The organism is Curtobacterium sp. NPDC098951, assembly GCF_044759965.1.
In the GTDB taxonomy this organism is placed as follows: Bacteria; Actinomycetota; Actinomycetes; order Actinomycetales; family Microbacteriaceae; genus Curtobacterium.
This window is the reverse complement of sequence record NZ_JBIWAG010000003.1, coordinates 486,515-510,002: the sequence shown is the minus strand read 5'-3', so window position 1 is coordinate 510,002 and position 23,488 is coordinate 486,515. Positions and strand designations below refer to the sequence as shown.

The window sequence follows — 23,488 nt, the reverse complement described above, 5'->3', positions numbered from 1 at the left end:
GCCTGCACGTCGCAGGAACCTGCGAGAATCGACCCATGAGCGGCAGCACGACGCTGCGGGGGGCCTCGACGGGGTGCTCCGCGACGACCAGGACCCACGACGTGGCGGGTGTCACGTGCGCCTGACGTTCACCGCGACCCACCTGCCGACCGACGCCACCGCGGACTTCGTGGTCGAGTGCGACGAGGACACCGTCCTCGGCGAGGTCGTCGAGATCGTCGCCCGCCGCTTCGGCCTGAGCGCCGAGTCCATCGTCGAGGTCGCGGTCGACGCCGTCCCGACGACCCCGCACGCCCGGCTCGGTGACGGTGTCCTGCTCGAGGGGTCCCGCCTGACCTTCGGTGCCCCCGCACCGGTCCTGCCGCTGCCGGCCGACCTGCCGAGCGTCCGCATCGTGGGTGGACCCGGTGCCGGCACGGTCGTGGTGCTGGACGCCGGCATCGCACACGTCGGTTCCGCTCCCGACGCCACGGTGCACCTGCCGGACCGGACCGCGCCCGAGTACGCGGCGATCCTGCGCCTCGACCTCAACCGGCGCTTCTCGATCATCCCGACGCGCGATTCCCGCGTCCTCCTCGACGGCACGGAGCTCGACGAGGAGACGCCGGTCGAGCCGGGCAGCGTCGTCACGATCGGCGACACGCTGCTGTCGGTCGCGGTCCCCGACGCGGACCGCGCGGCGATCACGCTGACACCGGGTGGCGGATCGCTCGACTACACCCGGCCGCCGCGCCTGCTGCCGGAGGAGACCCCGACGGTCTTCAAGCTGCCGGCGACGCCGGGGCAGCAGTCGCGCCGCTCCATCCCGATCATCGCGGCGCTCGCACCGCTCGGCATGGCGGCGGTGATGATCTCGATCTTCCACAACGTCGCCTACCTGGCCTTCGGCCTGATGTCCCCGATCATCATGTTCGGCAACGCCTGGTGGGACCGCCGCAACGGCAAGAAGACGCACCGGCAGCGGGTCGCCGAGTACGAGGAGACGAAGAAGGCGGTCGAGGCGGACGCCCTGGAGGCGGTGGTCCGGTACCAGCGCGAGTCACGCACCAGCGCGCCCGATCCTGCGACGGTGCTCGACATCGCCCTGCGCCGTCGCGCCCGGCTGTGGGAGCGTCGGCGGACCGACCCGGACTACCTGACGCTGCGCGTCGGCACGGCGGACGTGCCGTCCGGCGTCGTGCTCGAGGACCCGGCAGCGCTGGAGCACCGGCGTGCGGTCGACAAGCTCGCCGAGGACGTGCCGGTCGTGGTCGACCTCGGCGAGCACGGCGTGGTCGGTGTCGCCGGGCGCGACGAGCACACGAGGCACCTCACGTCGTGGCTCGTGGCGCAGCTCGCGGTGCTGCAGAGCCCGCGGGACACCCAGTTCGTGGTGCTCACCGACGCGCAGTCCGCCGACGAGTGGGCCTGGCTGCGCTGGGTGCCGCAGGCCCGACCGGGGTTCGGGCAGGACGCCGTCATCGCGATCGGCAACGACGCCGAGACGCTCGGCGCTCGGGTGGCCGAGATCGGGCAGCTCATCGACGCACGGCAGCGGGCGATGCGCGAGTCGAACGTGCGGGGGATCCCCGGTCCCGACGTGGTCGTGGTGCTCGACGGCGCTCGACGGCTGCGCGCACTGCCGGGCCTGATCCGCATCCTCAAGGAGGGCCCCGCGGTCGGTGTCCGGGCGATCTGCATCGAGGAAGAGGCCCGTCTGCTGCCCGAGGAGTGCTCGGTCGTCGTCACGGTGGGGCCGGAGCGCATCCGCGTCGCCGCCCAGCGTCAGGCGACGGTGACCGACGTCCGACCGGACCGCATCCCGGACGGCTGGTTCGAGACCGTCGCCCGGGCGGTGGCGCCCATGGTCGACGCCGACGACGAGAGCGATGCCGGTGGGCTCCCGTCCTCGTCGCGACTGCTCGACGTGATGCTGCTCGAGCCGCCGACTGCGCGGGCGATCACGGGCGGGTGGAACGTGCGTGCGCGCACCACCGAGGTGGTACTGGGCGAGAGCCTCGACGGCCCGTTCGCGTTCGACCTCCGCAAGGACGGCCCGCACGGCCTGGTCGCCGGCACGACCGGGTCGGGCAAGTCCGAGCTCCTGCAGACGATCGTCGCGTCCCTGGCGGCGACGAACACCCCGGAGGGCATGAACTTCGTCCTCATCGACTACAAGGGCGGTGCGGCGTTCCGCGACTTCGCGCCGCTGCCGCACACGGTCGGCATGGTCACGGACCTCGACACGCACCTGGTCGAGCGCGCCCTCGAGTCGCTCGGCGCCGAACTCCGCCGCCGCGAGCACCTGCTGGCCGACGCCGCCGCGAAGGACATCGAGGACTACGTCGACCGGCTCGTCCGCGGTGAGCCGCTGCCACCGATGCCGCGCCTGCTCATCGTGATCGACGAGTTCGCGAGCCTCGTGCGCGAGCTCCCGGACTTCGTCACCGGCCTGGTGAACATCGCGCAGCGGGGACGGTCGCTCGGCATCCACCTGATCCTCGCCACGCAGCGTCCGACGGGTGTGGTGTCGAACGACATCCGCGCGAACACCAACCTCCGCATCGCGCTCCGGGTGACGGACTCGAGCGAGAGCACCGACGTCATCGACGCCGGCGACGCGGCGCAGATCCAGAAGAGCACACCCGGCCGCGGGTACATCCGGCTCGGCGCCGGTGCGCTGCTGCCGTTCCAGGCCGGTCGGGTCGGCGGTCGGCGTCCGGGGCTGTCGACCGGACGCAAGCAGGTCTGGGCCGGAACCGTGACGTGGTCGTCGCTCGGCACCACTCCGCCGGCACCACCGAAGTCGAAGGAACTGCAGGCCGAGGAACGCACCGACCTGCAGGAGCTGGTCGGTGCGGTGGCCGAGGCGGCGACCGAGCTCGGTGGACCGGCTCCCTACCGTCCGTGGCTCGACGCCCTGCCGGAGACGCTGCTCTTCACCGACCTGAACGACCGGGCGTGGGAGCTCGACGACAGCAGCACGACCGACGCCCGGGTCGGCCCGCTGCCCTTCGCGCTGCAGGACTTCCCGGCCGAGCAGGCGCAGCGGGTCCGGAGCCTCGACCTCGACTCGGACGGGCACCTCTACGTGGTCGGTGCTCCGCGGAGCGGTCGGTCGCAGGTACTCCGCACGATCGCCGCCGCGGTCGCCCGGAACACCTCGGCTGCCGACGTCCACGTGTACGCGCTCGACTGCGGCAACGGTGCGCTGCTGCCGATCCAGGCCCTCCCGCACGCCGGCGCCGTGGTGCAGCGCGTGCAGACCGAGCGCGCGCAGCGGCTCCTCACGAAGCTCACCCAGGAGCTCGCCCGCCGGCAGCAGGTCCTCGCCGACGGCGGGTTCGCGAGCATCGTCGAGCAGCGTGCCGCCGCGGTCGTCCCTTCCGACCGGCTGCCCCACATCGTGTTCATGCTCGACCGGTGGGAAGGGTTCGTCGGCTCGCTGGGCGAACTCGACCACGGTGCACCGACCGACCAGGTGATGACCCTCCTGCGCGAAGGGGCGAGCGTCGGCATCCACCTGGTGGTCACCGGGGACCGTCAGCTCCTGTCGAGCCGGATGGCGACCCTGGTCGAGGACAAGCTCGTCCTCCGGCTCTCCGACCGCGGCGACTACGGCCTCGCGTCGCTCAACCCGCGCAAGCTGCCGGAGCAGGTCCCGGACGGACGGGCGTTCGCGTCGGAGTCCGCCACCGAGACGCAGATCGCCCTGCTCGCCGCCGCCGGCACGGGCCAGTCGCAGGCTGCGGCGATCACCGCCCTCGCGACCTTCGCGACCGAGCGCGACCGCGCGGTCGAGCGTGCGCGTCGGCCGTTCCGCGTCGACCAGCTGTCCGGACCGGTGCCGTTCGACCGGGCGTGGGAGATGCGCGACGACGACGCCGCCCTGTTCGGGCTCGTCGGCATCGGCGGCGACGACCTCACCGCCATCGGGCCGGACCTCGCGGCCGCGGGCTCGTTCGTCGTGGGCGGTCCCGCGAAGTCCGGTCGGAGCTCCGTCCTGCTCTCGATCGCACGGTCGGTGCTGCGCGAGGGGGGCGAGATCGTGCTCGTCACCCCGCGGCAGTCACCCCTGCGCGCCCTCGCGTCCGAGCCCGGCGTCCTCGGCGCGCACGAGGGTGCCGACGTCACCGAGGACGACCTCGCGCCGCTGTTCGACGGACAACCCGGCCGCCGGGTCCTCGTCATCGACGACGCCGAGCTCGTCAAGGACGCACCCGCGAAGAGCTGGCTGCAGGGCTTCGTGAAGAGCGCGGCGGACAACGGGCAGGCCATCGTCGCGGCGGGGCTGACGGCCGAGTTCGGCGTGGGCTTCACGGGCTGGCAGGTCGACATGAAGCGGCGTCGGTCCGGGGCACTCCTCAGCCCGCAGACGATCACCGAGGGCGACCTGCTCGGCATGCGCCTGCCGCGCAGCAGCATCGTCGAACGCGTGCAGGTCGGTTCTGCCCTCGTGCACCTCGGCGACGGCGAGCTGGTGTCGGTCCAGGTGCCGGTCCCCTGATCTCGCGGCAGTTCTTGTCACACTGACAAATACCGTGGTACGGTCGGGTCATGGCAGTCGAACTCAGCACCCGGACCACCCGGGGCACCCAGACGACCGCGACGTTCTCCACCATGCGGTTCCCCGCCGGTGAAGCACACGTCAAGGTCGCACACGACGCCGACGTGGGGGACCTCATCGAGATCGCGACCCTGCGCGGCACGAACGGTGACGACCTCCTCATGCTCGGCATGTGGGCGGACGCCGTCCGGCAGCGCGGATCCCGGTCCGTCGCACTCATCCCCTACCTGCCCGGCGCCCGGCAGGACCGTGGGCTCCCGTTCGGGGCGAAGGTCTACGCCGACGTGGTCAACGGCTTCGGGATCGACCAGGTCATCGCGTTCGACCCGCACTCGCCGGTGATCGTGGACCTGGTGGAGCGGCTCACCGTGGTCACGAGCGAGACGGTCGTCCGCGACCACGTCGTCGCCGGGTCGGACTACAGCGGGATCATCGCCCCCGACAAGGGCGCCGTCGCACGCGCGACCGCCGTCGCCGAGACCTGCGGGTTGCCGGTGTTCCGTGCCGAGAAGCACCGCAACCCGGACACCGGCAAGCTCGACGGGTTCACCTGCGAGCCGCTGCCCGAGACCGGACGACTGCTCGTGGTCGACGACATCTGCGACGGCGGCGGGACGTTCATGGGCCTCGCCGGCGCCACCGGCCTGCCGAAGGAGCGCCTCGGCCTCTGGGTCTCGCACGGCGTCTTCTCCGGTCGGGCCCCGCAGCTCGCCGAGCACTTCGGGGACATCGTCACGACGGACTCCTACCCCGCGCAGAACCCCATCGAGGGCCTGCGCACGATCGAACTCACCCCCACCCTGACGGAGCAGATCCGATGACCGCGACCGAACCGACCACCACCGACACGACGACGACCGGCCTCGAACCGCGCATCACGACGGCGAGTCCGATCGCACCACTGCTGGCGGTCGACGGCTACAAGCACTCGCACCGGCAGGTCTACCCCGCCGGCACCACGCGGATCCTCATCAACTGGACGAACCGCTCGAACGCGCACATGCCCGAGTCGACCCACGCGGTCGTGTTCGGCCTGCAGGCGTTCATCCAGCGCTCGCTCGTCGAGGCGTGGGCACCGTTCTTCGCGGCCGACGAGGACGAGGTCGCCGACCTGTTCGAGCAGGCGCTCCAGGGGTACTTCGGGCCGAACCACATCGGCACCGACCACGTCCGGGCGCTGCACCGCCTCGGGTACCTACCGCTCGAGATCCGGGCGCTGCCCGAGGGCACGCTCGCGCCGATCGGTGTCGCGACCCTCACCGTCGAGAACACCGTCGACGAGTTCTTCTGGCTGCCGAACTACATCGAGACCGCGCTCTCGGCCTCGATCTGGCACCCGTCGACCGTCGCGACGAAGGCCCTCGAGTACCGCGACCTCATGGAGGACTGGGCCGCCCGCACCGGTGCCGACCAGGCCAGCATCGACTTCGCCGCGCACGACTTCTCCTTCCGGGGCCAGTCGAGCATCGAGTCGGCTGCGGCCGGCGGGGCCGGACACCTGCTCTCGTTCCTCGGCACTGACTCGATGCCGTCGCTCGACTTCATCGACCGCTACTACCCGGGCGACAACGGCTGGGTAGCGGCGAGCGTCCCGGCCACCGAGCACAGCGTGATGTGCGTCCGCGGCGCCGACGGCGAGCTGGCGACGTTCGAGCAGATCCTCGACGTGTACCCGACGGGCATCGTGTCGGCGGTCAGCGACGGCTTCGACCTCTTCAAGGTGGTCACCGAGACGCTCCCGGCACTCAAGGACCGCATCACCGGCCGCGACGGCAAGCTCGTCATCCGGCCGGACTCCGGCGACCCGGTCGACATCGTCACGGGCACCGTGCACGGGGTCGACACCGCGGCGCTGAGCGACCCGGCCCGCAGCCACGAGGAGAAGGGCGTCGTCGAGCTCCTCGACGAGATCTTCGGCCACACCGTGAACGAGCAGGGCTTCAAGGTCCTCGACCAGCACATCGGCGTGATCTACGGCGACAGCATCACCCTCGACCGTGCCCGCCGCATCTACGAGCGCCTCGCCGCGAAGGGGTACGCGAGCGACAACATCGTGCTCGGCATCGGGTCGTACACGTACCAGTACATGACCCGCGACAACCTCGGCAGCGCCGTGAAGGCGACATGGGCACTGGTGGACGGCGAGCCCGTCGACATCCAGAAGGACCCGAAGACCGGCAGCGGCAAGAAGAGTGCGAAGGGGCGGATCGCCCTGCACCGCGACGAGACGGGCGAGATCCGGCAGACCGACCAGGCCACCGCCGACGACGAGGCGACCAGCCTGCTCCAGCCGGTGTGGGTCGACGGACGCTTCACGCGCCTCCAGTCCTTCGCCGACGTGCGAGCGACCCTCAGCCGCGCACGCGCCGAGCGCGCGACCCGTCGGGCGTCGGCGTGACCGACGCCCCGTCGGCGGCCCGCGACCAGCCGCTCATCGCGATCGACGTCGTCCCGGTGTCGTTCACGACGGGCGACGGGTTGCGGGTCGCCACCGCGCGTCGGCAGTACGCGCCGTACGCGGGCCAGGAGGCGCTGCCCGGCGTGCTCCTGGACGGTCCCGAGATCCTCGCCGACGGTGCACTGCGCGCCCTGCGCACCAAGGCCGGGACCGATCCGACGGCGGTGCGCCACCTCGCGCAGGTCGGTGCGTTCGACGGACCCGACCGCGACCCGCGGAACGCCGCGATCAGCATCGCGTTCCTCGCCGTCGTCGACGCGGTCGCGGGTCCGGATGCGGCCTGGCACGGCGTGGACGCGCTCCCGCTCGGCCTGCCCTTCGACCACGACCGGATCGTCGGTTCCGCGCTCGAGCACCTCCGGCTCCGGCTCTGGTCGGACCTGCCGCTCACCCGCGCGCTGCTCGGCGAGCGCTTCACCACCGCGGACGCGAGTCGGCTCCGGACAGCGGTCACCGGCACGGCCCCGGACCCCGGCAACCTCAACCGGATGCTCCGGTCGAACCCCGCGCTCACACGGGTCGACGCCCCCGCGAGCGCCGGGCCCCGCGGCGGACGTCCCCCGGCAGCCTGGGCGTGGCTGGACTGAGCACGGTTGGGTGGAGGCATGTCCTCCTCCCTGTCCGGTGACGACTCCCTGCACCTGCCCGAGTTCGACGCGCCCCCGGCCTCGCCGCTCGACCTCGCCCGGCAGTGGCTGGACGCCGCCGACGACCGCGACGTCTCCGAGCCGAAGTCGATGACCCTCGCCACCGCCGGGGCGGACGGCCGCGTGTCCGCGCGCACGGTCGACGTGAAGCGGCTCGACGACCGCGGGCTCGTGTTCGGGACCTCGACGCTCAGCCCCAAGGGTCGCCAGCTCGCCGAGAACCCGCACGCGGCGCTCCAGGTGTACTGGCGCGAGACCATGCAGCAGCTCCGCTTCGAGGGGCGTGCCGTGCAGCTGTCCGACGCCGAGTCGGACGCGCTGTTCGCCGACCGATCGCCGAAGTCCCGTGCCGCCACCGCGATCGCCGACCAGTCCGCCGTCCTCGAGCCGCGGACGCTCGCGGACCTGATCGACGACGCGAACGTCCTGCTCGACGAGACCGACGACGACGTCCCGCGGCCCGAGGGCTGGGTGGCGTGGCGGCTCGAGCCGGACGTCGTGGAGTTCTGGCACGGCAGCCGCGACCGGATGCACCGACGGCTGCAGTACGTGCTCGCCGACGGCGCCTGGTCGGCGACGCGGCTGCAGCCGTAGCGCGCGCAGCGGCCCGCTACGCCCGACGTCGAACCACGGAACCGACATCGAACCAGCCGCTCGCGCTGGTTCGATGTCGGATTCCTGGTTCGCCGCGCCGCGTCCGCGCCGAGCCGCGTCCGCGCCGCGCCGAGCCGCGCCGCGCCGCGTCCGCGCCGAGCCCGAGCCCGCGCGCGCCCGCGCCTACCGGGCGATCGGGTTCGGCATCGCCCCCGCCCGGATGAGTGACGACGACTGGTCCGCCAGGTCGACCATGGACAGCGTGTTCCGCAGCTGCAACCGGTTCAGGCACGAGTGCTCGAAGGCCGGCACCCGCAGGTCCAGCGGCCGACGGCGCTCCGGGTGTGCGGCGGCGTGCGCATCGACGCACTCCGCCACCACCTGCCAGAACCGCGACTCCGGCAGCACCCCGTCGTCGTCGAGGATCGCCGCGACGAAGCGCAGCACCCCGTCGAACACGTCGGTGAACACGGCGAGCGCCGCCTCGTCGTCGTCGACCGGGTGCACGATGCGCTCGATGTCGGCGGGCACCGGGCGGTCGTCGTGCTGCCCGAGCACCGCGACCTCCTCGCCGATGTCCTTCATCAGCGCGCGCACCACGACCCCGTCGCGGACGACGAGCACGAGGTTCTCGCCGTGCGGCATGAACACCAGGTCGTGCACGGTCAGGCAGTGCACGACGGGCAGCAGGTACGCGTCGAGCCAGCGCCGCACCCACTCGTCGGCCGGCAGGCCCGACGCCTCGATCAGCGCCGACACGACGGCGTCACCCGAGGCGTCCCGGTGCAGCAGCGCGGCCATGGTCATCAGCCGCTCGCCCTCGGCCACCCGCGGCAGCGGGCTCTCCCGCCACAGCGCCGCGAGCATCTTCCGCTGCGGTGCGGGCACGTCGACCCGGTGGTGGGCGTCCCCGGTGTAGCCGATCGCCGCGTACTCCCGGAGGACCGAGAACCCGGCGCCGGCCAGTGTCTCGTCCGCGGACACGAGCGTCGCGACCCAGTCGTTCACCGCCGGGGTGTTCCGCATGTACGCGGGCGACATCCCCCGCAGGAACCCCATGTTCTGCACCGCGAGCGCCGTCTTGACGTACGAGCGCCCCGGGTGGGAGCGGTCGAACGCCGTCCGGATCGACTGCTGCGGCTGGTACTCGTCCGGCCCCTCGCCGAGGTCGACCAGGTCCTGCCGCCCGAGGTCCGGCGCGAACGTCACCGCGATCCGGTGCTGCCACTGCCAGGGGTGCACGGGGATCCAGACGTAGTCGTCCGGATCGAGTCCCCGGGACACCAGGACGGCCCGGAACCCCGCGGTGGTCGCTGGGTCGAGCTCGGCCGCCCAGTGGTCGCGCTCGGTGCGGTCCGCGGCGAGCGCGAGGTGTGTGCAGGCCCGGCGTGCCGCGAGCCAGCGGTAGCGGAACCGACCGCCGGCCTCGGGCGCGTAGGCGCGGTACTCGTCGAGCCCGAACCCGATCCGCCCGTTCGCCGCCACGAACGCAGGATGCCCCTCGGTCATCGCCGACTCGACGTCCTGGAACGACGCGACGACGGCGTCCGGACCGGTCGTGCGGCCGCGGGCCAGCTGGGCGGCGGACGGACCGCCACGCCGGTGCTTCGCGGCAGCGCTGGCGAGGGTCGAGGCGATCTCGTCCTGGTAGGTGCCGAGCAGCGCATCGGGGATCCCGAGGACGTCCCGGAGTTCGAGCACGAGGTCCTGCGCGCTGAGCGGTGCCGCGGCACCGGAGCGGGTGCGGGTCAGCGACGCCTCGTCGATCGACCAGTGCTCGAGCAGGTGCCGCCGTGCCCGGAACCGGTAGGTCGACTCCCCCGCGTCGAGCCGCCACCCGGCGCCGTCGGCCTGCGGGGCGACCAGGCGCTCGTGCGTGAACTCGGCGATCGCCTTCGCCACGAGGTGCCGTTCGGCGGGCGCGAGGTGCTCCGGTCGGAGGTGCGCCGCGGGACCGTCGTCGTCCGGCACCCCGATCCGGTCGGTGTCGAGCACGGACAGCAGGGCGCGCTTGCCGTCGACGTCGACCTCGCGGAGCACCCGGAACCCGACCTCGGCGTTCTTCGCGTGCACCGCGGTGTTCCGGACGTCGGGCTCGACGACGACGCGGCGCGCTCCGAGGACGTCGCGGCAGTGTTCGACGACCGTCCGCATGACGGCGCTCGTCAGGCCGTGCACGCGGCCCTCGGTCGGCGGTGGGGCGACGAGCAGGTGCATGCCCACGTCGCCCGGTCGGGCGGCGAACACGTCGGTCAGCAGGACCCGCGCCGGGTCGTACGTCTCGGCGAGGAAGACCGGGACGCCGTCTCGGCGGCCGAGCCACGCCGCCTGCGCGGGGTCGGCCTGGACCCCCGCGAGGTACGTGCGCACCGCGTCGACATCGAGGTCCCCCATGCCCCACCACGTGGACGCGGGGTGGGCGAGCCACGACCGGACGAGCGCGGCGTCACGGTCCGGGTCCACGGGTTCGACGGCCAGGAGGCGCGGCTCGGCCCCGGCATCGGGCGTCACGTCGGGCAGCGTGGTCGCGTCGACGGTCATGCGGACGCCTCCGCGTGCTCGCGCACGCGCCGGGGCGGCGCGCCGTCCGGGGTACCGCCCCGGGCCGAGGCGGGCAGGCCGAACTCCTGGAAGGCGATCCGCGCCTCCAGGCCGTACACGGTGCGACCGGTGACGGACCGGAGGATCGACGCGTTCCGCCATGCGCCCATGCCGAGGTCGGGCGCGGTGAGCCCGTGCGTGTGCTCCTCGGCGTTCTGCACCCAGATGCGGCCGCCCAGGGTGTCGACGTGGTGGTCGCGTGCGACCGCCAGGCGACCCCGCGCGTCCCGCGCGACGAGGTGCTCCACCGGGTCGAGGAAGTCCGTGGCCCGAGGGCGGTACCCGGTCGCGAGGACCAGGCGCTCGACCTCGTGCGCGTACGTCTCGCCGAGCTGCTCGTGGCGGAGCGTCAGCCGGTACGTGCCCCGGTCGGCGAGCCACTCGGCGTCGACGACGCTCGTCTCGGTGCGGAGCGACGTCGGGACCGGGCCCCGCGCGCTGAGTCGGTACAGCTGGTCGTACAGCGCGTCGACGAGGTCCGCGCTGATGCCCTTGTAGAGCCCGCGCTGCTCGCGGCCCAGGCGGTCCCGAACGGCCTCGGGCAGGGCGTGGAAGTGGTCCGTGTACTCGGGGCTCGTCATCTCGAGCGTGAGCTTCGTGTCCTCCATCGGGAAGAACCGCGGCGACCGGGTGATCCAGTCGAGCCGGTACCCGTCGTGCCGGGCGTCCTCGAGCAGCTCGCGGTAGACCTCGGCGGCGGACTGGCCGCTGCCGACGACGGCGATGCTCCCCGCTGTCCGCAGGCCCTCGCGGTTCGGCAGGAACTCGGCGGAGTGGACGACCGGGCCGGGGAGGTCCGCCAGCGGTGCGGGTACGGCGGGCTCGGTGCCGATGCCGACGACGACGTGTCGTGCGCGGTACGTCTCGGGACCCTGATCGGTCTCGGCGTGCACCGTGAAGCAGTCGGTCGCAGGGTCGTGCTCGACGGCCGTCACCCGGCGTCCCCAGCGGAGCGTGTCCAGGCGGTCGGCGGCCCACCGGCAGTAGGCGTCGTACTCGCTGCGCAGGGGGTGGAAGTCCTCGCGGATGGAGAACGGGTAGAGCCGCCCCGTCTCCTTGAGCCAAGCGAGGAACGAGAACGGTGAGGTCGGGTCCGCCATCGTCACGAGGTCGGCCAGGAACGGCACCTGGATCGTGGCGTCGTCGAGCATCATGCCGTGGTGCCAGGCGAACCCGTCGGCGGCGTCGAGGAACACCGCGTCGAGGTCGTCGAGCGGGTCGGCGAGGCAGGCGAGGCCGAGGTTGAAGGGTCCGATGCCGATGCCGACGACGTCGTGGACGAGGCGGTCGGCGGTCCGGCGGGTGTCGGCGGCGGTCATCGCGCGGCTCCTTCCGGTGCGGCGGTCGTCGCTCGGACACGGGCCGCCGTGGCCGCCACGTGCTCGAGTGCCGCGCGCAGCTGGTCCGTCGTCGTCCCGGGGTCGAGCAGCGTGAGCTTGTTGCACGGCCGACCGGCGATCACGGTCTTCGCGATGAGCACCCGTCCCTCGGCGAGGAGCGCGGCACGGATCGGGGCGACCAGGGCGTCGGCCTCGGTGTCGGTCACGCCGGCGGGCTGCCACCGGAAGAGCACGGTGCTGAGGTCGGTCGGCGCGACGAGCACGAGGTCCGGGTGCTCGTCGACGATCGCGTGCGTCGCGGCGGCGAGGTCGATCACCTGGTCGAACGCCCGGCCGATCGCCCCGGCCCCGGTCGCCCGCAGCGTCGCCCAGAGCTTCAGCGCGTCGAACCGCCGGGTCGTCTGCAGGGACTTGTCGACCTGGTTCGGCTCGGCGGCGTCCTCGGGGTTGAGGTAGTCCGCGTACCAGGCGGTCCGCCGGAGGTCGGCGGGGTCACGGACGACCAGCGCGCTCGACGACACCGGCTGGAAGAACGACTTGTGCATGTCGGCCGTCACGCTCCGCGCGCGCTCGATGCCGGCGAGCAGGTGCCGCCGGGTCGTGGACACCAGCAGCCCGCAGCCGTACGCGGCGTCCACGTGCAGCCAGACGTCCTCGAGGTCGCACACGTCGGCGATCGCCTCGAGCGGGTCGATCACGCCGCGGTCGGTCGTGCCGGCCGTGGCGACGACGGCCATCGGCGTGCGGCCGTCGTGTCGCGCGGCGACGATCGCCTCGGCGAGGGCCGCCGCACGCATCCGGCCGGCGTCGTCGGTGGGGACGTCGACGACGGCGTCGTCGGCCAGACCCAGCAGCCGGCAGGACTTGCGGACGCTGAAGTGGGACTCGGCGGTGGCGAAGACGGTGAGCACCGGGGCCGTCCCGACCGCTGCTCTCGCTGCTTCTCGTGCCAGCAGCAGCGCCTGCAGGTTCGACTGGGACCCGCCCGAGGTGAACGCCCCGTCACCGTCCGCGAACCCGATGCGCCCGGCCAGCCACGACACCACGTGCCGCTCGATGTCGGTCCCGATCCGCGACTGGTCCCAGGTGTCGACCGAGGTGTTCACGGCGGCGAGCACCGACTCCGCCGCGACCGCGGGCAGCGCGACCGGGCAGTTCAGGTGGGCGAGGGACGCCGGGTCGTGGAACCACACGGCCTCGCGGACGAACAGGTCGTCGAGCTCGGCGAGCGCCCGGTCGGTCCCGAGGGGCTCCGCGTCGAGGTCGACGGCGGCCACACGAGCCCGCAGGACGTCCGCCGGGGTGTCGGTCGTCGGCCGGTCGACGGCGGCGATGCGGTCCGCGAGCCGGTCGACCGTCTCGGTGACGGCGGTCCGGTAGCGCTCGGCGTTGGCAGAGGTCAGCAATTCGATGAGGGCTGTCACGTTAGGTAAGGCTAACCTCACCTGGCGGCGATTGTCACGTGCAGCAGCACGCCCCCGGGCCGGCCGGGCGCGTCGGTGTCAGGAGGTCAGCGCCTCAGAGCTTCTCGATCGGCGCGATCTTGATGAGGAGCTTCTTGCGGCCCGCCGAGTCGAACGCGATCTCGGCGATTCGCTTCGCACCGATGCCGGTCACCGCCGACACCGTGCCCTCGCCGAAGTCGACGTGCTTGATGCGGTCGCCGGCGACGAGCTCCATGTCCCCGTTGTCGCGGACCTGCCCGGACACCCGGTTCGCCCACTCGGTCTTCGGGCGGGTCTTCTGCGCCGCCGCGGCCCGGTCGTACGAGCCACCGCCCCAGCCGCCACCGCCGCGGTACCCGCCACCGCCGCCGGCTCCGCCGATGCCGCCGCCGCGTCGGGCGTTGAGCGCGCGGGGCTCGGTGCCGCCGCGGCTGTTCGCCATGCCCGGGGACTGCTTCCACTCGATGAGCCCCTCGGGGATCTCCTGCAGGAAGCGGGACGGCATCGCCACGTTGACGTCGCCGAACTGTGCCCGGGTCATCGCGAGCGACAGGAAGAGCGACTTCTTCGCGCGGGTGATCCCGACGTAGAAGAGCCGGCGTTCCTCGGACGGGCCACCCGGCTCGTTCGCCGACATCCGGTGCGGCAGCAGGTCTTCCTCGACGCCGGTCAGGAACACCGCGTCGTACTCGAGGCCCTTCGCCGTGTGGAGCGTCATGAGCGACACCGTGCCGGACGAGTCGTCGAGCTCGTCCGCCGCGGCGACGAGGGAGACCTCGGTCAGGAAGTCGGACAGGGTGCCCTCGGGGTTGTTCTTCTGGAACTCTCGGGTCACCGCGACGAGTTCGTCGATGTTGTCCGCACGGGCGGCGTCCTGCGCGTCCGGCGACTTCCGCAGGTTCTCGAGCAGCCCGGAGCCGTCGAGCAGCTGGGTGAGCGTGTCCACGACGGGCTGGGTCTCGGCGCGTGAGGAGACGTCGTCGAGCAGGGCCGCGAACGCCGTGATCGCGTTCCGGACCTTCGGCCCGAACCCGAGCTCGTCGGCGTGCCGGAGGGCGTCCCGCATCGTCGTCTCGTGCTCGTCGGCGTAGCGCTGCAGGGTGGTCTCGGTGACCGCTCCGATGCCGCGCTTCGGGACGTTGAGCACGCGGCGGAGCGCCATCGGGTCGGCCGGGTTGGCGACCGTGATCAGGTACGCCATCGCGTCCTTGATCTCGGCACGCTCGTAGAACTTCGTGCCGCCGAGGACCCGGTACGGGATCGCCGCTCGGATGAAGATCTCCTCGAGTGCACGGGTCTGCGAGTTCGTCCGGTAGAAGACCGCCATGTCGCGGTAGGACATGCCGTCCTCGTGCAGGCGCTGGATCTCGTCGGCGACGAACTGCGCCTCGTCGTGGCCGGTGTAGCCCGTGAACCCGACGATCTTGTCGCCCGCTCCGACGTCCGTGAACAGGTTCTTCGCCTGCCGGTCGAAGTTGTTCGCGATGACGGCGTTCGCCGCGTCGAGGATGTTCTGCGTCGACCGGTAGTTCTGCTCGAGCAGCACCACCTTCGAGTTGGGGAAGTCCCGCTCGAACTCGACGATGTTGCGGATGTCGGCCCCGCGGAACGCGTAGATGGACTGGTCGGAGTCGCCGACGACCGTCAGTGACGCCGGGGCGATCGACCCGTCGGCCTCGCGCATGCGGGCGACGTGCTGCCCGGCGTCCTCGAGCTTGTCCACCTGCTCGACCGGGACCTGCCGCGTGAGCTCGCGGATGAGGGCGTACTGCGCGTGGTTGGTGTCCTGGTACTCGTCGACGAGGATGAACCGGAACCGGCGCCGGTAGAGCGCGGCGACCTCGGGGAAGGCACGGAACAGGAACACCGTCTGGCCGATGAGGTCGTCGAAGTCGAAGGCGTTCGCCCGGCGCAGCTCGTTCGTGTAGCGACGGAAGACCTCGGTGAACATGACCTCTTGCGGGTCGTTCGCGTTGATGTTCCGGGCGTAGGAGTCGATGTCCTGCAGCTCGTTCTTGAGCTTCGAGATCTTCGAGGCCGCGGCGCCGACGGTCAGCCCGAGCGAGTCCGCCTCGAGCTCCTTGATGATCCGCTTGAGCAGGGCCTTCGAGTCGGCGGAGTCGTAGATCGTGAACGACTGCGCGAACCCGAACCGCTCGGCCTCGCGCCGGAGGATCCGCACGCACGCCGAGTGGAACGTGGAGATCCACATGCCCTCGGCTGCCTGTCCGACCAGCGCCTGCACCCGCTCGCGCATCTCGGCGGCGGCCTTGTTCGTGAACGTGATCGCGAGGATCTGCGACGGCCAGGCTTCGCGGTTGGCGAGCAGCAGGGCGATCCGCCGGGTCAGCACGCTGGTCTTGCCGGAACCGGCACCCGCCACGATGAGCAGGGACTCGCCGCGGTACTCGACGGCTTCCTTCTGCTGGGGGTTCAGACCCGCGGTGAACGGGTCCTCGTAGGCAGCGGCGCCACCCCCGTGCTCCGGGGACGACTCGAATGGGTCCAGCACGATCGTCATGTCCGGGACAGTCTAGGCCGGGCCCCCGACAGCCGAGCGGGCGAGCACGGCCAGGTCGGCGTGGTCGGCGAACACCCCGTCGACCCCGGTCCGGACGACCGAGGTGAACCATCGCTCCCAGTCGCCGAACGCCGCGACCTCGCCCCCGCGACGGAGCGGCGCCGGCAGGAAGCGGTTCTCCGGCCGGAGCGTCCAGGTGTACACGGCCAGCCCGGCCCCGTGCGCGCGGTCGACGATGTCGCTCCGCACCGGCGTCGGGTCCGTCAGGGCCACGCTGTCCACCCCGGCCATCAGGGTCCCGAGCGCGACGCTGATGCCGTGGAACTCCGTCGCGAACGACGCGAGCGCCTCGTCGGAACGCTCGGCCGCGTACGTGAGGGCCAGCGACCCGTGGGACGCGACCTCGTCGGCGGCGCTGCCCCGCGCCTCCTGGAGGTAGACGAGGCGACCACCGGTCCCCCGCGCCCGCAGGTCGCGCAGCACGCCCTTCTCGAAGCTCTCGATCGTGAGCCGCTCGTCCCGTCGCCACCCCGCGTCCGCGAGCGCCCCGTCGAGCAGCGGCGCCATCGCGAGGCCGGCCCGGTCGAAGAACGCGGCGTGCTTGACCTCGGCGACGAGCCCGACCGGCCGCGGAGCCGCGTCGAGGATCCCGAGCAGGTCCTCGAGCCGGAGGACCGGTTCCTCGCCGTCGTGCTCCGCCGACCCCGGACGCAGGGCCGGCAGCCGTTCCCGGGTCCGGAGCGTGCGGAGCTCGTCCCACGTGAAGTCCTCGGTGAACCAGCCGGTCACGGTCTGGCCGTCGACGGTCTTCGTGGTGCGGAGGTGCCGGAACTCGGGGTGGTCCGCGACGTCGGTCGTGCCGGAGACCTCGTTCTCGTGCCGGAGCACCAGGACGCCGTCCTTCGTCGGCACGAGGTCCGGTTCGATCGCGTCCGCGCCGAGCTCGATTGCGAGCTCGTACGCGCTCCGCGAGTGCTCGGGACGGTAGCCGGACGCGCCACGGTGGGCGATCACCAGGGTCATGGCCGCACCCTAGCGACCACAGGTGCACGCCGGGAGCCGCGGACAGGGGGTGGCCTGTACGGACTCCGGGCCACTACCGTTCGGGCATGGGGACGAACAGGTGGTGGCGGGGCGGACTGGCCGTCGCGGTGGCGGTCGCCGGCGGGTGGGCCTGGCTCGCCGACGTGCGCGCACCCGGCCCCCTCGGCCTCGAGCAGCAGGGCGCGTCGATCTGCATGCAGGGCACGGACGGTGCGATCGCCACCGGCGTCCTCCGCGGCCCCTCCGGACCGGCCACCACGCTGACGCGCGTGACCCTCGGCTCCGGCTCGGGCCTCGCCGTCGACGACGCCGTCCTCGCCCACCCCGGACCGGACGGTGTCAGGGTGGGGACCGCCAGCTGGCCGCTCCCGGACGACCCGTGGCGCGCGGAGCCGGCGATCGGCACCCCGATCCGGCCGGGAGAGTCGGTGGACCTCGTGCTGCACGTCGTCCGCACCGGGTCCGACGGCGGATCGGCGGGGCCGGTCCGGGTCGAGTACGTCCAGGGAGCCGAACGGCACGTCGAGACGACGGGCTTCCACGTGGCGCTCCGCGATCACTGCTGACCGCGGTCGTCGCTGGTCGCGGTCGCTGCGGGTCGCGGTCGCTGCGGGTCGCGGTCGCCGTCGGTCGCGGTCGCTGCTCGTCGCGGTCGCCGGCCTGGAGGCGCGGCCGGCGTCCGCCCCGTCCCTCACCGCCGCAGGACGGCGCGTTCGGCGCGGTCAGCGCGGTCGGCGCGGTCGGCTGGCTCGGGGCTGTTTCGGGGCGCGCACGCAGCGCCCGCCCATAGGCTGCGGTCGAGTGGTCCTCCGGGACCCTTCCGCTCGCCGCGAATCCTCAGCCTTCCGCGGCACTGCGCCCCTAGGCTGAAAGGACTCGAATCTCCAAGGAAGAGGACACCATGGCCTTCAAGCCCGGTTTCGACCAGTCCCCCGCCTTCAACAACCAGGGACCCAACACCTGGGGCGGGCGCGGCGCTGGTCAGCAGCAGGCTGGCTGGGGACAGACCCCGCAGCAGGCACAGGGCGGGATGACCCCTGAGCAGCTGCAGTACATGTACGACCGTCCGGCAGCGAGCACGGTCGACACCGACCGCATGTCGTACGAGGACACGATCGTCAAGACGCTCCTCGCGTTCGGCGTGCTCCTCGTCGGTGCCGTCGCCGGCTGGAACCTGCCCCCGATCGTCTGGATCGTCGGTGCGATCGTCGGCTTCGTGCTCGCGATGGTCAACACCTTCAAGAAGAAGCCGTCGCCGGCCCTCGTGCTGCTCTACGCGTTCTTCGAGGGACTCTTCGTCGGCGGCATCTCGAACTTCTTCGAGTACAACTTCACGCAGACCGGTGGCATCGTCGCGCAGGCGGTGTTCGGCACCCTCGGTGTCTTCGCCGTGACGCTGCTGCTGTTCCTGTCGGGCAAGGTCCGGGCGACGCCGAAGCTGACGCGCTTCTTCCTCATCGCGATCGTCGGTTACATGGCCTTCCAGCTCGTGAACCTCGTCCTCATGTGGACCGGTGTCACGCAGGGCACGTTCGGCCTGATGAGCGCGACGGTCTTCGGTATCCCGATCGGTGTCGCGATCGGCATCTTCGTGGTCCTCATGGCCGCGTACTCGCTGATCCTCGACTTCGACCAGATCAAGACGGGCGTCCAGCGCGGCGCTCCGAAGATCTACGCGTGGACCGCGGCCTTCGGGCTCATCGTCACCCTCGTGTGGCTGTACCTCGAGATCCTGCGCATCCTCGCGATCCTCGCGAGCAGCTCGCGCAACTAGCACCCACCACGACACGACGGGCCCCGGCGAACGCGCCGGGGCCCGTCGTCGTTCCCGGAGTGGGGGCGGACGACGAGCCTCCCCCGCCGAGATCGCACGACATGCCGGACGTGCATCGCCGAGGTCGCACATCGTGCCGCACGACCTCGCCGCGAGCGGCAAATCGTGCGACCTCGCCGACCGGGCCCCGGACGCACGACGGCCCGGCACGCAGGACGCGTGCCGGGCCGTCAGCGCGGGAGGGTTACTCCCACTCGATGGTCCCCGGCGGCTTCGACGTGACGTCGAGCACGACCCGGTTCACATCCGGCACCTCGTTCGTGATGCGGTTCGAGATCTTCGCGAGCGTGTCGTACGGCAGGCGGGTCCAGTCGGCGGTCATGGCGTCCTCGGACGAGACCGGACGGAGCACGATCGGGTGGCCGTAGGTGCGGCCGTCGCCCTGGACGCCCACCGAACGCACGTCGGCGAGCAGGACGACCGGACACTGCCAGATCTCGTCGTCGAGACCGGCCGCGGTCAGCTCTTCGCGGGCGATCTTGTCCGCCGCGCGGAGCAGCTCGAGCCGGTCCTTCGTGACCTCGCCGACGATGCGGATGCCGAGGCCCGGGCCGGGGAACGGCTGGCGGCCGACGATGACCTCGGGCAGCCCGAGCTCGCGACCGACCGCACGGACCTCGTCCTTGAACAGGGTGCGCAGCGGCTCGACGAGCTCGAACGTCATGTCCTCGGGCAGGCCACCGACGTTGTGGTGCGACTTGATGTTCGCCGTGCCGGAACCACCGCCGGACTCGACGACGTCGGGGTAGAGGGTGCCCTGGACGAGGAACTTCACCTCGCCGGCGTCGTCACCCGCCGCGGACTCCGCACGCGCCTCGAGCACGAGGGCCTCGGCCGCCGCCTCGAAGGTGCGGATGAACTCGCGCCCGATGATCTTGCGCTTCTGCTCGGGGTCGCTGACGCCAGCGAGGGCGTCGAGGAACTGCTGCTCGGCGTCGACGGTGACGAGGCGGACACCGGTCGAGGCGACGTAGTCCTCCTCCACCTGCTTGCGCTCGTCGGCGCGGAGGAGCCCGTGGTCGACGAACACGCACGTCAGCTGGTCGCCGACGGCCTCGTGCACGAGGGCGGCGGCCACGGCGGAGTCGACCCCACCGGAGAGACCGGCGATGACCCGGGCGTTGCCCACCTGCGACCGGATACGGGCGACCTGCTCGTCGATGACGTTCGCCGAGTTCCAGTCACCGGGCAGGCCGGCGGCACGGTGCAGGAAGTTCTCGAGCACGGCCTGACCGTGCACCGAGTGCTTGACCTCGGGGTGCCACTGCACACCGTAGAGCCTGCGCTCGTCGGACGCGAACGCGGCGACCGGGGTCGAGGCGCTCGACGCGAGGACCTCGAAGCCCTCCGGCGCCTTCGCCACGGAGTCGCCGTGCGACATCCAGGTCACCTGCGACGCCGGCTGCGCGCCGAGCAGCACGCTGTCGGTGCCGGTCACGGTGACGTCGGTCGCGCCGTACTCGCGCTGACCGGTCTGGGCGACCTCGCCGCCCAGCGCGGTCGCCATGGCCTGGAAGCCGTAGCAGATGCCGAGCACGGGGACGCCGAGGTCGAGGATGTCGGCGTCGAGCGCGGGCGCACCCTGCTCGTACACCGACGAGGGACCGCCGGACAGCACGATCGCCGCCGGGTCCTTCGCCTTCACCTCGTCCGCGGTGATGGAGTGCGGGACGATCTCGCTGTAGACGTTCGCCTCGCGCACGCGACGCGCGATGAGCTGCGCGTACTGGGCTCCGAAGTCGACGACGAGGACGGGACGCTGTTCGGTCTCGCTCACCGAGCGGCCTCCTTCTCACGCTGCTGGGCAGCGGTCAGCTCGTGGTAGGTGTCCATGGCCTTCTGCTGCATGCGGTGCTCGACCACGAAGGACATGAACGGGATGATGCCCCCGAGGGCGATGAGCAGGAAGCGGGACGGCTTCCAGCGCATGATGCTCCACAGACGGAAGTCCGTGAAGAGGTAGAGGACGTACAGCCAGCCGTGGGCGATGAGGATCGCGATCGACAGGTTGAACGTGCCGGGCTCTTCGCCGGCCGTGCCGTTCGGCACGAAGAACGGGCCGTTGCCGAGCTGCATCTCGAGCTGGAGCGGCGTGTACTTGATGATGACCTCGATCACGAGGGCCAGCAGCAGCACACCGGTGATGTACGCCGAGACGCGGTACCACTTCACCGCACCCGGGATCTTCGGGATGTCGCGGGTTCGGACGGTCAGAGCCATATCGGCCATCCTACCGTCGGTCGACGAGGGCACCGTCGACGCTGAGCGCCGCCTCACGACGGTCCTCTTCCTCGCGCTCCCATGCGTCCTTGACGAACCGGTACCAGAGGAAGACCGCGAAGCCGGCGAAGACCACCCACTCGATCGCGTAGAACAGGTTGAGCCAGTCGAACTGGACCTCGCGCGACGGCGCCCGGTCGGCGATGGTGCCGAGGTCGGCGGCCTTCGCGGTGGTTCCGTCGGCGACGACGTACCCGAGGTACATCCGGTCGTCGAACGCCTTCCACGTGTTCACGAACCGGGCCGGCGCGACGGCCGAGTACTCGCCCTTGTCGTAGGTGTCCTGGTCGGGCGACTCCGCCGGGTAGTAGCGCCCCTCGACCGTGAGTCGCGTGCCGTCGGCCAGACGGTCCCCGCCGGCGACGGCGGCGACGCGCTGGTCCGACCACCCGATGACGACCGGCAGGCTCGCGCCGCTGTCCGCGTCGACCAGGTGGCCGACGGCCTGGTAGGTCCCGCCACCGGTCCGGCCGGTCAGCACCGTGGTGTCACCGGCGACGAACGTCCCCGTGACCGTCACCTTCTGCCCGGCCATCTTCTCGGTCGCGGGCTGCATCGGCCCCGTCACGGCGTCGAGGCTCCTCCGGGTCTCGGTCGTCTCGGGCAGCGGCGTGCCGTTCGCGATGCTCCGCTCCAGCTGCCACTTGCCCAGCCCGGCGAACACCGCCGCGAGCACGAGCGCCAGCAGGAGCAGCGCGATCCACTTCGGTCGTCGGGCTACGGCCCACATTCGTATCAGTACTCCGGATCGCGCTGGCGGACCGGGCGCTCGGGGCGCTCGGTGGGGGTGTCGATCGACGACGTCCGGGGCTCGGACGGCGTCTCCGGGGACTCATTCTCCCGCTCCTGGCTGCCAGCAGCCTCCACCAGGGCGAACTCCTCGGCGAACTGGCGGTCGCGCTCGGCACGACGGGCGGCCGCCGCGGCGTCGGCCTCGGCTTCGGCTGCCTCGGCCGCGGCGGCTGCGGCGACCGCGCGGCGACCACCGAGGCGGTTCCGGAGGCGCGCCAGACGAGCCGGACGCACGACGAGCCGTCCGATGCGGTCCGAGTTCACCGCGAGCAGCGGCCCGAGGATCGCCATGACGAGGACGTACAGGCCGGCGAAGGCGGTGATCCGGGCCTCGAGCCCGGCGGCTGCCGAGAGCGTCGCGAGGATCAGCGCGAACTCGCCACGGTTCACCAGGATGACCGCGGTGTTGATGCCCTGCTGGACGTTGAAGCCGTTCATGCGCGCGACGAGCTGCCCCGCGATCGCGTTCAGCGCGACGGTCATGCCGATCGCGCCGAGCACCGGCCAGAGCACCTCGCCGAAGGTCGACAGGTCGAGCCCGAGCCCGAAGTTCACGAAGAAGAACGCCGCGAACACGTCGCGCATCGGCAGGGCGAGCTGCTCGATGCGGTCGCGGTAGCGCGTGGCACCGCACAGCAGGCCGATCACGAACGCGCCGATCGCGTCCGTCACGCCGAGCAGGTCGCCGATGCCGCCGAACATGACCGCGAGGCCGAAGAACAGCACGGTGAAGAGCTCGTCGTCACGGGTCGCGAAGATCCGCGACACCCACTTGCCCGCGAACCGCGCGAGGGTGAACATCACGATGAGGAACCCGAACGCGAGCGCGAGCTTCCCGACGACGCCCCAGACGTTCGTGTCGCCGGACAGCACCACGGAGACGATCGCGAGGTAGATCGCGATGAAGACGTCCTCGATCACGGTGACGCCGAGGATCATCGGCGTCTCGTCGTTCGCCAGGCGTCGCAGCTCGATGAGGAGCTTCGTCACGATCGCGCTCGACGACGTCGCCGTCATGCCGGCGATGATGAGCGCCTCGCGGGTGCCCCAGCCGAGCGAGAACCCGAAGGCGAACCCCACGCCCATGTTGATGGCGACGTACGTCCCGCCGGAGACCAGGAGCTTGCCGGCGTTGCCGTAGAACTCTTCTTGGTCGAACTCCAACCCGAGGTTGAACAGCAGCAGGATGAGCCCGAAGGTCGCGATCAGCTCGATCGTGTGCGACTCGACGTTCAGCCCGATCCACGGGGTGTGCGGACTCGCGATGAGCCCCACGACCATGTAGATCGGGATCGCGGGCAACCCGATCGTCTTGCCGAGGCGTCCGAGGACGTAGGCGATGATGAACAGGACGCCGATGGTGAGCAGCTCACCACCCAGGTGCAC

16 protein-coding genes are annotated in these 23,488 nt (G+C 71.7%); 7 read left to right on the top strand and 9 right to left on the bottom strand.

What is annotated here, in order from left to right; translation table 11 throughout:
• Positions 1-115: 115 nt before the first annotated feature.
• Genes ACIQUC_RS11445 through ACIQUC_RS11425 form a run of 5 tightly spaced genes read left to right on the top strand, consistent with a single transcriptional unit; the run spans position 116 to position 8,245 of the window.
• Positions 116-4,486 carry an FtsK/SpoIIIE domain-containing protein gene (locus tag ACIQUC_RS11445; RefSeq protein WP_402266854.1) on the top strand — a complete coding sequence of 1,457 codons (4,371 nt, stop codon included), beginning with the start codon at positions 116-118 and terminating at the stop codon, positions 4,484-4,486.
• A 50-nt stretch (positions 4,487-4,536) separates the two neighbouring features.
• Positions 4,537-5,367, top strand: coding sequence for a ribose-phosphate pyrophosphokinase (locus ACIQUC_RS11440; protein ID WP_402266851.1), 831 nt, complete (start codon positions 4,537-4,539; stop codon positions 5,365-5,367).
• A complete protein-coding gene (locus tag ACIQUC_RS11435) occupies positions 5,364-6,944 on the top strand; it encodes a nicotinate phosphoribosyltransferase (RefSeq protein ID WP_402266848.1) in 1,581 nt (526 codons plus the stop codon). The genes ACIQUC_RS11440 and ACIQUC_RS11435 overlap by 4 nt, the downstream gene beginning before the upstream one ends.
• The gene (locus ACIQUC_RS11430; RefSeq protein WP_402266845.1) at positions 6,941-7,591 is read left to right on the top strand and encodes a hypothetical protein; all 651 of its coding nucleotides are present in this window, start codon (positions 6,941-6,943) and stop codon (positions 7,589-7,591) included. Before ACIQUC_RS11435 ends, ACIQUC_RS11430 begins: the two co-directional genes overlap by 4 nt.
• Before the next feature lie 18 nt (positions 7,592-7,609).
• Positions 7,610-8,245, top strand: coding sequence for a pyridoxal 5'-phosphate synthase (locus tag ACIQUC_RS11425; protein WP_022908356.1), 636 nt, complete (start codon positions 7,610-7,612; stop codon positions 8,243-8,245).
• A gap of 183 nt (positions 8,246-8,428) precedes the next feature.
• Here the strand turns inward: ACIQUC_RS11425 and ACIQUC_RS11420 are convergent, their stop codons facing one another.
• The 5 genes from ACIQUC_RS11420 to ACIQUC_RS11400 form a co-directional block, all read right to left on the bottom strand.
• Positions 8,429-10,786, bottom strand: a complete 2,358-nt coding sequence (locus ACIQUC_RS11420) for a GNAT family N-acetyltransferase (RefSeq protein ID WP_402266842.1) — start codon at positions 10,784-10,786, stop codon at positions 8,429-8,431.
• Entirely contained in the window at positions 10,783-12,165 is a 1,383-nt protein-coding gene (locus ACIQUC_RS11415; RefSeq protein ID WP_402266839.1) for a lysine N(6)-hydroxylase/L-ornithine N(5)-oxygenase family protein, read from the bottom strand. The genes ACIQUC_RS11420 and ACIQUC_RS11415 overlap by 4 nt, the downstream gene beginning before the upstream one ends.
• Entirely contained in the window at positions 12,162-13,610 is a 1,449-nt protein-coding gene (locus ACIQUC_RS11410) for a pyridoxal phosphate-dependent decarboxylase family protein (protein WP_402266836.1), read from the bottom strand. The genes ACIQUC_RS11415 and ACIQUC_RS11410 overlap by 4 nt, the downstream gene beginning before the upstream one ends.
• Before the next feature lie 94 nt (positions 13,611-13,704).
• A complete protein-coding gene (locus ACIQUC_RS11405; protein WP_402266833.1) occupies positions 13,705-16,152 on the bottom strand; it encodes an ATP-dependent helicase in 2,448 nt (815 codons plus the stop codon).
• Positions 16,153-16,164: 12 nt separating this feature from the next.
• Positions 16,165-17,175, bottom strand: a complete 1,011-nt coding sequence (locus ACIQUC_RS11400) for a glycerophosphodiester phosphodiesterase family protein (RefSeq protein ID WP_402266831.1) — start codon at positions 17,173-17,175, stop codon at positions 16,165-16,167.
• An 86-nt stretch (positions 17,176-17,261) separates the two neighbouring features.
• Here ACIQUC_RS11400 and ACIQUC_RS11395 point away from each other — a divergent pair, with 86 nt between their 5' ends.
• Together ACIQUC_RS11395 and ACIQUC_RS11390 are read left to right on the top strand one after the other, a co-directional pair.
• Complete coding sequence (locus ACIQUC_RS11395) at positions 17,262-17,762, top strand: hypothetical protein (RefSeq protein WP_402266828.1); 501 nt, start codon at positions 17,262-17,264, stop codon at positions 17,760-17,762.
• Between the two features lie 335 nt (positions 17,763-18,097).
• The gene (locus ACIQUC_RS11390; protein WP_402266826.1) at positions 18,098-18,970 is read left to right on the top strand and encodes a Bax inhibitor-1/YccA family protein; all 873 of its coding nucleotides are present in this window, start codon (positions 18,098-18,100) and stop codon (positions 18,968-18,970) included.
• Between the two features lie 244 nt (positions 18,971-19,214).
• On the opposite strand, the gene guaA is transcribed toward ACIQUC_RS11390, so the two are convergent.
• Genes guaA through ACIQUC_RS11370 form a run of 4 tightly spaced genes read right to left on the bottom strand, consistent with a single transcriptional unit; the run spans position 19,215 to position 23,488 of the window.
• Complete coding sequence (gene guaA / locus ACIQUC_RS11385; protein WP_402266823.1) at positions 19,215-20,807, bottom strand: glutamine-hydrolyzing GMP synthase; 1,593 nt, start codon at positions 20,805-20,807, stop codon at positions 19,215-19,217.
• A complete protein-coding gene (locus ACIQUC_RS11380) occupies positions 20,804-21,250 on the bottom strand; it encodes a DUF3817 domain-containing protein (RefSeq protein ID WP_402266820.1) in 447 nt (148 codons plus the stop codon). The genes guaA and ACIQUC_RS11380 overlap by 4 nt, the downstream gene beginning before the upstream one ends.
• A 10-nt stretch (positions 21,251-21,260) precedes the next feature.
• Entirely contained in the window at positions 21,261-22,040 is a 780-nt protein-coding gene (locus tag ACIQUC_RS11375) for an SURF1 family cytochrome oxidase biogenesis protein (protein ID WP_402266817.1), read from the bottom strand.
• A 5-nt stretch (positions 22,041-22,045) separates the two neighbouring features.
• Positions 22,046-23,488, bottom strand: coding sequence for a cation:proton antiporter (locus ACIQUC_RS11370; RefSeq protein ID WP_022906982.1), 1,443 nt, complete (start codon positions 23,486-23,488; stop codon positions 22,046-22,048).

What these genes read in the sequence shown, in the direction of transcription:
- ACIQUC_RS11380 (WP_402266820.1), bottom strand. Translation starts at nt 21,250, where the DNA reads ATGGCTCTGACCGTCCGAACCCGCGACATCCCGAAGATCCCGGGTGCG.
- ACIQUC_RS11425 (WP_022908356.1), top strand. Translation starts at nt 7,610, where the DNA reads ATGTCCTCCTCCCTGTCCGGTGACGACTCCCTGCACCTGCCCGAGTTC.
- ACIQUC_RS11375 (WP_402266817.1), bottom strand. Translation starts at nt 22,040, where the DNA reads ATGTGGGCCGTAGCCCGACGACCGAAGTGGATCGCGCTGCTCCTGCTG.
- ACIQUC_RS11440 (WP_402266851.1), top strand. Translation starts at nt 4,537, where the DNA reads ATGGCAGTCGAACTCAGCACCCGGACCACCCGGGGCACCCAGACGACC.
- ACIQUC_RS11420 (WP_402266842.1), bottom strand. Translation starts at nt 10,786, where the DNA reads ATGACCGTCGACGCGACCACGCTGCCCGACGTGACGCCCGATGCCGGG.
- ACIQUC_RS11400 (WP_402266831.1), bottom strand. Translation starts at nt 17,175, where the DNA reads ATGACCCTGGTGATCGCCCACCGTGGCGCGTCCGGCTACCGTCCCGAG.
- ACIQUC_RS11435 (WP_402266848.1), top strand. Translation starts at nt 5,364, where the DNA reads ATGACCGCGACCGAACCGACCACCACCGACACGACGACGACCGGCCTC.
- ACIQUC_RS11415 (WP_402266839.1), bottom strand. Translation starts at nt 12,165, where the DNA reads ATGACCGCCGCCGACACCCGCCGGACCGCCGACCGCCTCGTCCACGAC.
- ACIQUC_RS11405 (WP_402266833.1), bottom strand. Translation starts at nt 16,152, where the DNA reads ATGACGATCGTGCTGGACCCATTCGAGTCGTCCCCGGAGCACGGGGGT.
- ACIQUC_RS11390 (WP_402266826.1), top strand. Translation starts at nt 18,098, where the DNA reads ATGGCCTTCAAGCCCGGTTTCGACCAGTCCCCCGCCTTCAACAACCAG.
- ACIQUC_RS11395 (WP_402266828.1), top strand. Translation starts at nt 17,262, where the DNA reads ATGGGGACGAACAGGTGGTGGCGGGGCGGACTGGCCGTCGCGGTGGCG.